Raw genomic sequence first — 12,780 nt, forward strand, 5'->3', positions numbered from 1 at the left:
TCACCTTTCTTCCAACACCTTTTTCATGGCATTAGCCTTAACAAGGCATTCTTCATATTCTTTTTCAGGGTCAGAAACAGCTGTGATAGCACTCCCCACAGAAAAAGATACATACTTTTTTTTCTGATTATAAAAAATACTGCGAATGACCACATTAAAATCAAAATCGGCAGTAGGGGTGAAATAACCAATTGCTCCACTGTAAATACATCGTTTTGAAGCCTCTAATTTTTCAATAATTTGCATTGCCGATAGTTTAGGAGCTCCTGTCATACTTCCCATCGGGAAAGTACTCTTCAGCACATCAACGGCATGTGTACCGTCTTTTATCTTCGTTGCTATGGTGGATATGAGTTGATGTACTTGCTTAAAGGTGTAGGGCTTACAAAGCTCTCTAACCTCCACACTTCCTTTTTGTGCGTACATAGATAAATCATTGCGAACCAAGTCTACAATCATCACATTTTCAGAGCGTTCTTTTGGATTTTGTTCCAACTCATCACGCAATTTCCGATCCGTTTCAGCATCTGACGATCGCCTTGCTGTACCCTTGATAGGCTGTGAAATGACCGTTTCTCCCGTTCGCTGTAAATATCGTTCTGGTGATGCCGACATTACAAAACAATCATCAAACCTTAAATAACACGCAAAGGGAGGCGTTGATATAGAATTTAATCGAAAATAGGTGGAAATAGGGTCTATTTGAACATCTTCTACATAAAATTCCTGGCAGAAATTCGCTTCATAGATATCACCTCGGGCAATATGCTCCTGCATTTTCCTTACCCTGTCCATATAATCCGCTTTGGACAATCGGGCAGTAATCGCATTTGGTTCTGAATCCTCTGAAAAAGGAAACATCTCCGCCGTAAGCATGGCTTTCCAATCAGCTTCTATTTCAGATGAAACCGAGCTCAAATAGCTAAACATAACCATATTTTCTCTAAAGAAAAGTAACTTTTGAGGTTGAAAAAAGTAAAGCTCAGGAAATTGTAATCCATCGAAATTATTAGATTTCAAAGATGCTACATCATTCTTCAGATCATAGGACAGATAACCAAAAATCCAATCACGGGTCTTATCCACGAATGATTGTAGAGCATCAAAAGCTCCCAAAGGAGTATCAAGCCTCAGAATTGCATTAGGAGCAAATGCCAAAACAGCATCGAATTTATGATAAACATCAGCATACGCATTGGAATCCAACCAAATCATGGTTTCTCCTTGGTTATTTGCCCAATGGACAATCTGCTGTTTTATATTTCCAGTGATATGAAAAGACTTCTCTATTCGCATAAAATTACGATTAAAAATAAATTACAAAAATAATTACGAATTACGGGAATTAATGATTAATTATAAATTATAAATTACGAATTACAGGAATTAATGAATAATTACAAATTATAAATTACGAATTACGGGAATTAATGATTAATTATAAATTATAAATTACGAATTACGGAGTTGGATAATTTCGTAATTGGAAATTCGTAATTCGTAATTTTCTTTGAAATTCGTAATTAAATATCGTAATTTGAAATTAATCTGTTTTCATTTTCAGGGTAACGTTTCCAATGTTGTACACATAAACCGAAGCGGGTACAAAAGTAAAGTACAAATCTTCTATTTCCTTGGTTCCAGTTTTGTCGATTGAAGTAACCAAAGCACTTTTAAACCCGTTGGACTTACAAAATTGAATTAGACTTTGTAACTCTTGTGGTTTCTCGAAATAGCGGTTGCTCCATTTGATTTCCACTCCCCAAATGGGTTTGAATCGCACATCATCTACCAATACCAAATCTACCTCGCCTTCTTTTCTGCCGTCTTTCCAACGAGCATAAGTCAGGGCTAAATTTTCTCTGTGCATCCACTGTGACAAAACAGCAGTCTCTACCATATTTCCCATTTCGTCATCCACGGCTTTTATGGGGGAAAATAGAGCCGTACGAAGCGACGGATTGGTCAGATAAATCTTAAAACTCGTTATCCGTTTCAATCTCTTGGCATTGATATCCACCTTATTAAGTACCTTGATAAGAAAAGCCGCTTCGAGGTATTCCAAATATCTTTTGAGTGTTTCTTTCTGTATGCCACTTTCTTTGGACATTTTTTCGAAAGAAAATTCGTTGCCCGTGTTGTACGCAATGTAGGTAAAAAATCGGTTCAGCTCCTGAACATCCTTGATGCCGTACAAACTCGGCAAGTCTCTCAACAACACCTTATCCACAATATCGTTTTTCACATACCGTCCCATATCTTTCTGAATCTTTTCAGAGAGAACCACTTCAGGATAACCACCAAAATTGAGATACTGTTGGAATTCTTCATTCAGTTCATTTATATCCAAAGGCAGATGATACGGTATTGATTGTCCGCCGTATTGAATAACATCTTCTCGGATAAGATGATTTTTATTTTTTAAGTGAATAAACTCTTGAAATGTGAGCGGAGGCAACATAAAATCGGTAAATCTTCCTGCTCCACTCTCTGTGCTGTGCCAACGGAGTGCTGCTGCCGCCGAACCAGAAACGACAAATTTAGTTTCGGGATAAGTGTCAACCAACACTTTAAGATGGCGTTCCCAATCTTTTAGGTATTGAATTTCATCGAAAAACACATAGCAACCTCTCAGATACTCTATTTTTAAAGCCTCTTTGCATAACTCCAAAATGTCTTGTAATCCCAAATGTAAGTAAATAGGATTGTCTATTCCAACAAAAAATATCTTTTGCGGATTTATCCCCTCTTCAATCAGTTGGTCTATGGCGTGGTACATCATCACGGTTTTTCCTACCCTACGGGGGCCCATAAGCACTACCGCACGGCGAAATCCTGCTCTGTTACAAAGGGATAAAACAAATCGAAATACAACCTTTTCGACATATTTTTGTACAAATCGGGAATCCTTTGGCTCGACCACCAAGGGTTTTCGTACTGCAACCGCTCTATAATTCTCGGCGTAGGAATAAGCCCTGACTTTTTCATTTTTACACTTATTTATTTTACTTTTGTAAAAATAAACATATTTAAACATATTTATTTTTACAATTCAACACCTTTTAAACACACAAACCCTAAAAAAACTTTATTTCGCAAAGTTATAACATTTCGGGAATAATTTTAAATTACAAATTACGAGAATAATTTTAAATTACGAATTTCAAATTACCAATTACAAAGAAAATTACAAATTACAAAGAAAATTACGAATTACGAATTTCCAATTACGAAATTATCCAGCCCCGTAATTCGTAATTTATAATTTATAATTAATCATTAACTATCGTAATTCGTAATTAGCTCCCGTAATTCGTAATTAAATATCGTAATTATAAAAAAAAGCCGTCTTTTCAGACAGCTTTTTATTTTTATAGATTTTGTTATTTATTAGAATAACACGAAACCAATTTTAATGGTTGGTGCACCAAAGAAACTCAGGTTGTAATGATCCGCTGAGCGGTTGGCTAACCCAGGTTGTGGTTTGATTGATGACACTGCGTAGGTGTAAGAAATTCCTTCGATTTGTGCTCCAACAAAGAAGCGATCACTAAAGTAATAGTCAGCACCTGCAACGGCTGCAATGCGGTAGTTCCATGTTCTTGCTACAGATGAACCAAACTCTATTTTTTCAGCATAGTTGTAACGCTTAGAGTTTTGAGTGTATGCCAATCCCATACGACCTCCTGCAAACCATGAAAGTTTTGTACCTTCAATATTGAAGTAACGATCACCTCCAATGCTCATCGCATACGACAAGTTGTGTTGTACAGGGATGGTTTCATACGCAGGAACAAATACTTCATAGCTTTCACCTGTCTTCTCATCACCCGTAACTCCAGGAACTTCGTAGTAGCCAGGATATGCCGAATAACTCAAACCAAAAGAACCCACAAAACGCCAATCATCATTTAAAAACCAACCTGCTTCGAAACCTACCATTGACCCCTTGTTTGTCCAACTTGTAGCGTGTTGCACTGGAGAGAACGATTTTCCCAATCCTTTGGGTGCGTCAGCGCTTTCATAGTTGTTGTAGCCCAAGGTAGCGGCAAAGGTGAACTTATTGCTTTTTGAAGCTTGTTCTTCCTGAGCGTTCGCTGTTATCCAAAGCGTAGGAACGGTGAAGGCGATTAATAATAATTTTTTTATTTTCATATAACAATTATTTTAGAAAAAGGTTGCCCAAAGGGCTTTAGGCAACCTTTCCTTGTTATTAATTTGTTTTGTGCTTTAAAAGCCTGAGAGATTACTCAGATAATTTGATAGCTTCCAATTGCTTTTTGTAAGCTGCTAACAATGCCTCTTGGTGAGCTTTATCTCTTTTATACTTAGCTAACTCTTCTTTTGCCATATTCAATTTATCTTGAATAGTATCAATTTTTTTGTATTCAGCTATAGCAACCTCTGCCTTTTCAATATTCTCGTAAGCTTCTTTGTATTGATCATCAAATTTCTCGTACCCTGTAAGTATAGATTTAAACACCATTTTAATCTTAGAGAAATTGTCTTTTTGGTCTTTCAATCTTTGCTCAACAAAATAACGATCCGCTGCCTTTTGAACTGCCTCATTGTATTTCGCAACAACCTCATCAAATGCTTTTCTATCTTCATTTGTAGATGAACCTACAAAGAAAGACTTAACTCGAGCAAACTCCTTAACAACTCCTGTAACCTCTGCTCTTAACTTAGCTTTTAGTTTATTATCTCTTATCGCTTCTTCATAAGCGTGAGCTGCATTAGCAACTGCTTGTCTTCGTGTATTTATCACAGCTTCACCCAAGTTGTTTTCTATTGCTTGGTTAAGGGCCTCTTTTGCGTCAGCTAATTTTTTAGCAAAGTTAGCTATGGTACCTGGTTTATTCTCATCTTGCTCGTTATACAAAGCGATAGCGTTGTCATACTGAAGAGCCAACTGCGGTAGATATTCAATATTTTTTTGCAAATCTGCCAAAATAGAGGTAGTATTAACTTTATCTGCTTTCACCTCTATTTTAAACAAAGAAGTTGTTATTCCTTCATATTTAGAAGTAACATCTGACGCTGTCAAAGCTTGTAAATTTTGAACTTCTATAACATCTGTAACATCCACAGCAAGAGGAAACTGAGTGTACAAAATCTCTCCATCATTTACTTTTTCTTGGAAATCTTGAAGCAATCTGCTTATCTCAAGTTGTTCCGCTTGTTCCGATACTTTTTCGGCTGCTTTCTCAAGATCTTCTAATTCGTTGGTTGAAGAGGCTGTATTGTAAGCCAACTCAGCTCCATGCTCTTTTGCTTCATACTCTTTTACTTTAGCAGCATACTCCTCAGTTGAACCATTTTTAAGCCCATCCAATGCCGCAAGAAGTGCTTTGTTTTTAGCGATAATATCTTGTTGCTCTTTGATATCTCTTGCTTTCACAGCCTCAAGTGTTGTAGCACTTTGTGTCAAACCTGCAATCTCGGTTTCTTTTTTGATTATATGACCTGTAAGTTTTACAACCTCTCCCGCAGCGTCGTTCATCTGTTTCTCAATGAAAGTGTATTTTTCCAATTTCTTTCTAAACAACTCGTTTTGAGCGTCTAACAAGTTAGCTTCTGCTTCAGCTAATGCTTTCAATGCGTTAGCTTGTTCAGCTTTCAACTGATCATCAGCAGCTTTTGCTTTCGCTAAAGCACGCTCTGACTCAAGTCTTGCTTTTTCAGCATCGAGCTTCAACTTAGCTATGTCATTGTCACTCTGAGCCTCGTTAACAGCATGTTGCAACTGTTTGATAGCAAGGTCAAGCTCTGCATTCTTAACAGAAACAAGCTCCTTGGCTAAAAATGCCTCTCTAATTTTAACCTCCACTCCGTAAGCAGCCGTTTCCGCTACTTGTTGAGCTGTTTTCGCTTTTGTATTTTCCGCATTAGCGTTTAGTTCATTCGCCTTTGCGTTACGCAGATCTCTCACTGAGTCTGATTCGTTGTCTTTCACGCAGGATGTTAAACCTGTGGCTAACACCGCTGAAAGAATCGCTGGAATAATAATTCTTTTTTTCATCGTCTTAAAAAAAAATTAAAGTTAATAATTAATTTGTTTACTATAATAATTTTACGGCACTACTGCCATTTGATTTTACTCAACTATTCTGAACTACTCGCAATAGCTACGCCACTACTTTCATTGCACGTGACAAAGGTAAATAAATTTTTTTTATACACAAAAAAAAGTTTTAAAAAATTTTCTTAATCGCTAACCATCAATTGTTGATCTTTAATTGCCTATACAATAATAATTCGTAACAATCAACTCTTAATACGTAACTATTGTTTGGGGCAAAGATATATAAAAAAAACTCTTTTCAAACTTTTTTAACTTAACTATAACAACATCCGCACGAACGGTCAAAAACATGCCTTGAACCGTTAATTTTTTAGAATAAAATTAACAAATGCAGCGTAAGAGATTTGGAATTGTTAAAAGGTTCAAGAGTTCAAGGTTTAAAGTTAATTACGCTGTTGGCTATTGGCTGTTGTTTGTTGCTTTTAAAATACTTAATTGTAACCATATTTTGTTCTTCTGAAATCTCATAGTACAAAGAGAATTTTCCTTTAAAAAAATACGTCTGTATAAATTGAGGTCGCCTATGTAATGTGCTAAAAAATAAGGGGTTTCAGAAATGGATTGTTCAATAGAATTCACTTGCTCAACTATTTTCAAAGAATAGGTATTGGACTTGTTTCTATCTATCCAATATTCTAAATTTGAGAAATAAGCTGTTTCTGCGGTAGGTGTCCAAACTGTTTTGTACATAATTTCAAGGCTCTGTTTCTAACTTCTTCACTTGAAATTAATAGACCTTGTTTAGCCTCTTCATTAGATTTTGCTATATTTTCTAAATCTTGTTTATCCAATGCAAAAGAGTCTATCTTACGCTCTATTTCAATTCCCATTTCATCTAATATTTGCGTTAAAAGCTGATACTCTTGAAAACTAAGATTTCTCTTTAATGTGATCGTATTCATAACTTCTGTTTCCTGCAAAGGTAAGAAAAATAAATTACGAATGATTAATTATTAATTACGAATTACGATAGTTAATTACGAATTACGATAGTTAATTACGAATTACGATGGGTAATGAAAAATTACAAATTACGAATTACGGGAATGGATAATTCCGTAATTGGTAATTTGAAATTCGTAATTTCGTAATTCATAATTTCGTAATTCGTAATTCGTAATTTCGTAATTTGTAATTAATACTACACAAGTCCTTTTTGAATGAGGGCTTCAGCAATCTGAATGGTGTTGGTAGCGGCTCCTTTGCGGAGGTTATCGGCAACAACCCACATATTCAAAGTGTTTTTCTGTGATTCGTCACGACGAATACGTCCCACAAATACGGCATCCTTACCTTGTGCGTAAAGAGGCATAGGGTAACTGTTCGTAGTGGTATCATCTAAGACTTGAATCCCTGCCGATGTTGATAGTAATTGTTTGACTTCTTCGAGGTTGAAATCGTCACGCAATTCAATATTTAAGGACTCACTATGCCCTCCAACCACTGGGATGCGTACGGCTGTGGCCGTTACGGCAATGGAATCATCGCGCATAATCTTTTTCGTTTCGCGTACCAATTTCATTTCTTCTTTGGTGTAGCCATTGTCCTCAAAAACATCACATTGAGGAATAGCATTGCGGTGAATCTGATAGTGGTATGCTTTCTCCCCTTCTACTCCATTGTATTCATTTTCAAGTTGCTTTACAGCCTTGACTCCTGTTCCTGTGATAGACTGATAGGTGGAAACCACCACACGCTTGATGCCGTACTTTTGCTGTAATGGTGCTAAAGCTACTAACATCTGAATGGTAGAACAATTGGGATTTGCTATGATTTTATCTTCTTTAGTAAGTACGTCAGCATTTATTTCGGGGATAACTAATTTTTTGGTAGCGTCCATACGCCAAGCTGAGGAATTGTCGATAACTGTAGTACCAACCTGTGCAAACTTCGGAGCCCACTCCAAAGAAGTACCTCCTCCTGCCGAAAACAACGCAATGTCTGGTTTCAACGAAACGGCTTGTTGCATACCAACTACTGCATATTCTTTACCTCGAAAGGTAATTTTCTTACCTACAGATTTCTCTGATGCCACAGGAATCAATTCTGTTACTGGAAAATTACGCTCTTCCAAAACCTCTAACATCACGTTACCGACCATGCCCGTAACGCCTACAACTGCTACTCTCATGCTTTTTTTATATTGAAAAATTAATTTAAAGTTTGATAAGGCTGTAAGCCTATTGCCTACTTAACTCCGTGCATCAATTTCTTGATCAATGGGTTAAGAGATATTATTAACAATCCTGCAACTACAGGAACTATGGTAAATATAAGGAAGAAAGTCGACAAGCTATACTGGTTCGTTATATTCTCAATTTGCCCCCCAAGGATGGCTGCAACCTTATTGCCTATGGCAATTGCCAAGTACCATACTCCAAACATAAAGGCAATCATCCGAGCTGGAACCAATTTCGACACATAGGATAGACCTACAGGCGACATACATAACTCTCCCATAGTATGGAACAAGTACGCCAATACCAACCAAATCATACTTACTTTAATCCCCTCGGTAACGCCATGAGCTCCAAGGGCTAACAATCCAAAACCAATTGCCATGATGATTAGTCCAAGTCCGTATTTCACAGCCGCAGGTGGATTGTAACGGCTATCCCACCAACGAGAGAAAAGGTTTGCCAACGCAATTATAAAAAAGGAATTAAGAATAGAAAACCATGAGGTAGTGATTTCCACCCAGTTGGATTTTTCCTCGCGAACAACAGCCTTGACCACTCCACTGTTAGCATGAAGACTTGCAGCACGTTCTTTTGCCCATTCCATTTTTTCAGCATCTACATACCCAAACGATGAGAAATCATTATTTCGCGGTAGCATAAAAATATCCTGCCCCATTTCAAAACGAGCATCGGTCTCACCAATAATGGTTTCTCTACTTACCAATGAATATGTATTATTTTCAGTAGCGTAAAAATCATATAGTTTTTCCCCTTTTTTATCCGTAACTATGGCTCCCGTTTCAGGGTTTACTCGTGGGACTGCAATGGTTGGAATTGCTTTTTCTACAATTTCATATTTCCCTTTTGGGGTGTTTTTATCCGTGAACGGCACATACTTTGTAATAGCTTTTCCAGATACATCAACTTCGGTGATTTTGAACATTTTCTGTGTTTTGGTAGTAATATGCACCTCCGATGCTAATTTAGTATCATCGATCGCTAAAGGAATTTGTTTCATCACGAAATCACCTTCGCTATTGATTTTCAAATCCTTACCATCACTATCGTACACCTGAAATGCATCGTAACTCACGCTATAAGCAACCGTATTAAAATCGCGTTTAAGCATCCAACCAACAACTACCCACACCAAACCGAAGCATACCAAAAGTACAATATTCGATGCAAATATCTTTGAAAACGTTTTCTTACCTAACAGATACAACACATAGGTGATTAACAACAACGGAATAACCGTGAGTAACGCATTAACCACGTTGAAAATAACTGCCTGACTACCCAACAGCTCACGCTGTACGTTATCACGAGCAAAAATAATCAAAGATGAAGCTCCTTGCTCAAACGACAACCAAAAAAATACAGTAAAAAACGCAAAGATAATTACAGTAATCATTCTGTTTCGAACGATTTTCGTGTAACGAGAAATACGAGAGATGACTACAAAAAGAAACACAAAAAGCCCAAAGACTACAGCAATGTATTGCCCTTTGATGTTTTGAGTTTCTAAAAACTTAAATAAGTCGATCCCACCAATTCTTGAAAGCGGGTCGTTAATAGCATACCCTAACCCAATAATTGCTGCAATGGCTATCAAAACTTTATCAAGCATCGTAAATGGATTACGCTTTTCGAGGTCATTGATTTCTTTATTAACATACTGTTTTTCAGAAACTTCCTTTCGAGCTTTCGAAGGCACATCACCTACGGTTCCAAATAGCGGACGAGCCAACCAAAACTGCAAGGTTCCCAACAGCATAAAAACACCTGCTAAACCAAATCCCCAACTCCAGCCCACTTTTTCAGCAATATAGCCACAAAGCATCATCCCGAAAAAAGCCCCTGCGTTCACACCCATATAGAAAATGGTATACGCTCCATCTTTTTTTTCTGGTAAATCCTTATACATGTGTGAGATAATGGACGTCATATTCGGTTTAAAAAAACCTGTTCCAACAACCAATAACCCCAGTCCGACATATAGCCAAAATTCGGTTTCCACCGCCATCGCAGCATGTCCTAATGTCATAATGACTGCTCCAATGACAATAGCCCATCGATAGCCAGTAAATCGGTCAGCGATGATCCCTCCCACAATAGGAGTCAAATACAGCAACATCACATACGTGCCGAACAAAGCTCCTGCGTTTTCGGTTGTCCATTGCCACCCAGGATTATAGCCTATCATTGCCATTGTTAGGAAGTTAATGAGCAACACTCGCATTCCGTAGAACGAAAAACGTTCCCACATCTCGGTGAAAAATAACACAAACAACCCTGCCGGATGCCCTAGCACTTGCGTGTCAAAAAAGTTCGATCTCGCTTTTTCCATTGTTAGTCAATATTTTTGATTAGGGCAAATATACCATTTCTTTTGAAAAAAACAAGAGACAAACACGAATCACTTAACATGCTTGTCTCTATTATCAGAAGTAAAGTCAATCACTTACAGTTAATTTCATTGCTATCAATGTATTTCGGCAGTCCACTCAGCTCCACTAATATCAATAAGTTTCAGCGTTTTAACTTCTGATTTAGGCAATCCTTCTAAGGAAACTGACAAATCTGCTTTTGCTCCCAAAGGCAATATCAAACTATGCTTCCCTGGCTTCACTTTTGCTACATAATAGTTATTGATTTTTTCCTGAGGAAATTTTGATAAATAGTTCATATTCCAACTTTTAGAAACTTCTCCTTTTTCATTTAAAATTTGTATTTCAATTAAAAAAGAACCATAAACATCGGCTCCTTCTACCCGAAATACTTCAAAAGTGAGTTCATTATCAGCTAATATTACATTTGAGATTTCCACCTTGGGTTTCACCGATTTATTATGTAATTTTCCAAATACTCCCCCGTGAAAATATTGGTTTGTAAATAACGTAATCGAAAAAATTAATAATGAAAATACCAATACCAAAGGTTTCAATTGTTTGATTGTCAAAATTCCTGAACCTAAGTAATTAAACCACTTTTTGGTGGTAAAAGCATAGTTTTTACGCATCAAAAAATCATCAAGTGAATAAAATCCACCACCCGTCAGGAAAATGGTAAAACCTCCCGCTAAGCCCAAAACACCGATTTGCCATTCGTCTAAACAAGTGGTTCCCAACCATCCTGAACCCAACAAAATTCCCATTGCCAAAGAAAAAACTCCAATGCTCATCAAGCGTGTGAATAGCCCTAACATAATGAACAAGCCCACAATCGCTTCCACTATGGTAAAGGCTATCATAGCAAACTCTAATTTATCGGGATTAGAGACTAAGTATTCAATTAAAGGTTTTATTCCCAATGCATTAGGTAAAAAATGATTAAACTTCTCACCTACATAACCTGCCACTTCCGGAGAAAGTTTATCTTCTAAAACCACGCGTCGCCAAAAGGCAGAAAAGTACGTCCAACCGATAACCAAACGTAAAGACAAAGCGAACAACCCTGCCCAAGAGGAGAATTGCTCCTGATATGTATTATTTTTCATTTAAACTCTTTTTAATATTAAAATTTTATTACAAAAATAGCTTACTTTCCAAATCAGAAAAGTAAAATAATATAATAGCTGTAGGTTTCTTTCAATTTATTTCAATTGAAAACCTACTATCAGAAAAAATTAGCTTAAATGAATTCTTAAACACCTGAAAAGTATGTATTTAGGAGGAGCATTTGCAGAGTTTTGATTAAAATACTCCTTTTTTATTTTCGCATCAAAAGCAAATATCTCAGTAGAACAAAGCAAATCATTCTCTTGATTATCAGAAACATTGAGAGCATATTCCGTACGAGTTTTTTGATTCTCAACTACAAGATTTTGACATTGAAATGAATAGGCCGTGGTTCTATTTTTATGAAGCGGTTTAAAAAATGATATTTCAGCACTATCAAAAAGAATTCCTTTCGCAGTACAGGGCGTAAGCGAAAACAAAATGAACATTCCCCAAAAAAGGAACTTAACTTTTTTAATATGTAACAACAACTCTTTCACGGATTTTGAGAATGCGTTATTGGGCAAATGTACATTTTTTTTGAATAAAATTTCTGATTTTTTGTAACATTTTCCGTTTTTCTGCGTCTTTAAGGGTAGAAACCAATAATCAATATCATATGAAAACCACGTTATCCTTTTTATGTTTACTTTTTGCTACTGTTCTTTACTCTCAAGAAATCACCCTTTCGGGAGAAGTGAAAAATCAACAGCAAAAACCCGCTGAGTTTCTGAATGTCATCTTAAAGAAAGACGGAAAACCCGTACACGGAGCACTTACTGATGTTTCGGGAAAATTTTCTGTAAAAATCCCGAAAGGTGATTACACCCTCATTTTAGAACAATTCGGAACGGAACTTTTCAGCAAAAACGTATCACTTTCTAAAAATACTGATTTAGGAGTTATAAAAATTGATGAGTCTATTCAGATGGAAGCCGTAACTGTTGAAGGTCGTAAAAAACTTGTAGAACAAAAAGTGGACAGAATTGTTTTCAACGTAGAAAATTCTGTTCAA

The 12,780-nt window shown here is 36.7% G+C and carries 11 protein-coding genes; 1 reads left to right on the forward strand and 10 read right to left on the reverse strand.

Going from position 1 to position 12,780, the window contains the following annotated elements; all coding sequences use genetic code 11:
• The 10 genes from CCAND38_RS08305 to CCAND38_RS08345 all read right to left on the reverse strand — a co-directional run bounded on the left by CCAND38_RS08305 (position 1) and on the right by CCAND38_RS08345 (position 12,292).
• Positions 1-1,296: an anthranilate synthase component I family protein gene (locus CCAND38_RS08305; protein WP_042344805.1), complete on the reverse strand. Its 1,296-nt coding sequence runs from the start codon at positions 1,294-1,296 to the stop codon at positions 1-3.
• Positions 1,297-1,543: 247 nt separating this feature from the next.
• On the reverse strand, positions 1,544-3,037 hold the full coding sequence (locus CCAND38_RS08310; RefSeq protein WP_231550022.1) for an ATP-binding protein: 1,494 nt from the start codon (positions 3,035-3,037) through the stop codon (positions 1,544-1,546).
• Between the two features lie 353 nt (positions 3,038-3,390).
• Positions 3,391-4,155, reverse strand: coding sequence for a BT1926 family outer membrane beta-barrel protein (locus CCAND38_RS08315; RefSeq protein ID WP_042344807.1), 765 nt, complete (start codon positions 4,153-4,155; stop codon positions 3,391-3,393).
• Positions 4,156-4,246: 91 nt separating this feature from the next.
• The gene (locus tag CCAND38_RS08320; protein WP_042344808.1) at positions 4,247-6,022 is read right to left on the reverse strand and encodes a coiled-coil domain-containing protein; all 1,776 of its coding nucleotides are present in this window, start codon (positions 6,020-6,022) and stop codon (positions 4,247-4,249) included.
• Positions 6,023-6,484: 462 nt separating this feature from the next.
• Entirely contained in the window at positions 6,485-6,775 is a 291-nt protein-coding gene (locus CCAND38_RS11990) for a type II toxin-antitoxin system RelE/ParE family toxin (protein WP_231550023.1), read from the reverse strand.
• Positions 6,721-6,987 (reverse strand): hypothetical protein, encoded by a 267-nt coding sequence (locus CCAND38_RS08325; RefSeq protein ID WP_052458207.1) that lies wholly within the window; start codon positions 6,985-6,987, stop codon positions 6,721-6,723. The genes CCAND38_RS11990 and CCAND38_RS08325 overlap by 55 nt, the downstream gene beginning before the upstream one ends.
• Before the next feature lie 239 nt (positions 6,988-7,226).
• Complete coding sequence (locus CCAND38_RS08330; RefSeq protein WP_042008514.1) at positions 7,227-8,216, reverse strand: aspartate-semialdehyde dehydrogenase; 990 nt, start codon at positions 8,214-8,216, stop codon at positions 7,227-7,229.
• Positions 8,217-8,272: 56 nt separating this feature from the next.
• Positions 8,273-10,615 (reverse strand): oligopeptide:H+ symporter, encoded by a 2,343-nt coding sequence (locus CCAND38_RS08335; protein WP_042344809.1) that lies wholly within the window; start codon positions 10,613-10,615, stop codon positions 8,273-8,275.
• Between the two features lie 135 nt (positions 10,616-10,750).
• Complete coding sequence (locus tag CCAND38_RS08340) at positions 10,751-11,764, reverse strand: TQO small subunit DoxD (protein WP_042344811.1); 1,014 nt, start codon at positions 11,762-11,764, stop codon at positions 10,751-10,753.
• A 129-nt stretch (positions 11,765-11,893) separates the two neighbouring features.
• Positions 11,894-12,292, reverse strand: a complete 399-nt coding sequence (locus CCAND38_RS08345) for a hypothetical protein (protein WP_156129789.1) — start codon at positions 12,290-12,292, stop codon at positions 11,894-11,896.
• A gap of 92 nt (positions 12,293-12,384) precedes the next feature.
• On the opposite strand from CCAND38_RS08345, the gene CCAND38_RS08350 reads away from it, so the two are divergent.
• Positions 12,385-12,780, forward strand: a 396-nt coding sequence (locus CCAND38_RS08350; RefSeq protein ID WP_042344815.1) for a carboxypeptidase-like regulatory domain-containing protein, incomplete at its 3' end; no start/stop codon positions are given.

Origin of the sequence: Capnocytophaga canis, from assembly GCF_000827555.1 — a bacterium.
Lineage (GTDB): Bacteria > Bacteroidota > Bacteroidia > Flavobacteriales > Flavobacteriaceae > Capnocytophaga > Capnocytophaga canis.

Excerpts from the sequence above, each read along its gene's own strand:
- CCAND38_RS08325 (WP_052458207.1), bottom strand. The coding sequence starts at position 6,987 with ATGAATACGATCACATTAAAGAGAAATCTTAGTTTTCAAGAGTATCAG.
- CCAND38_RS08320 (WP_042344808.1), bottom strand. The coding sequence starts at position 6,022 with ATGAAAAAAAGAATTATTATTCCAGCGATTCTTTCAGCGGTGTTAGCC.
- CCAND38_RS08315 (WP_042344807.1), bottom strand. The coding sequence starts at position 4,155 with ATGAAAATAAAAAAATTATTATTAATCGCCTTCACCGTTCCTACGCTT.
- CCAND38_RS08305 (WP_042344805.1), bottom strand. The coding sequence starts at position 1,296 with ATGCGAATAGAGAAGTCTTTTCATATCACTGGAAATATAAAACAGCAG.
- CCAND38_RS08310 (WP_231550022.1), bottom strand. The coding sequence starts at position 3,037 with ATGTTTAAATATGTTTATTTTTACAAAAGTAAAATAAATAAGTGTAAA.
- CCAND38_RS08340 (WP_042344811.1), bottom strand. The coding sequence starts at position 11,764 with ATGAAAAATAATACATATCAGGAGCAATTCTCCTCTTGGGCAGGGTTG.
- CCAND38_RS08335 (WP_042344809.1), bottom strand. The coding sequence starts at position 10,615 with ATGGAAAAAGCGAGATCGAACTTTTTTGACACGCAAGTGCTAGGGCAT.
- CCAND38_RS08330 (WP_042008514.1), bottom strand. The coding sequence starts at position 8,216 with ATGAGAGTAGCAGTTGTAGGCGTTACGGGCATGGTCGGTAACGTGATG.
- CCAND38_RS11990 (WP_231550023.1), bottom strand. The coding sequence starts at position 6,775 with ATGTACAAAACAGTTTGGACACCTACCGCAGAAACAGCTTATTTCTCA.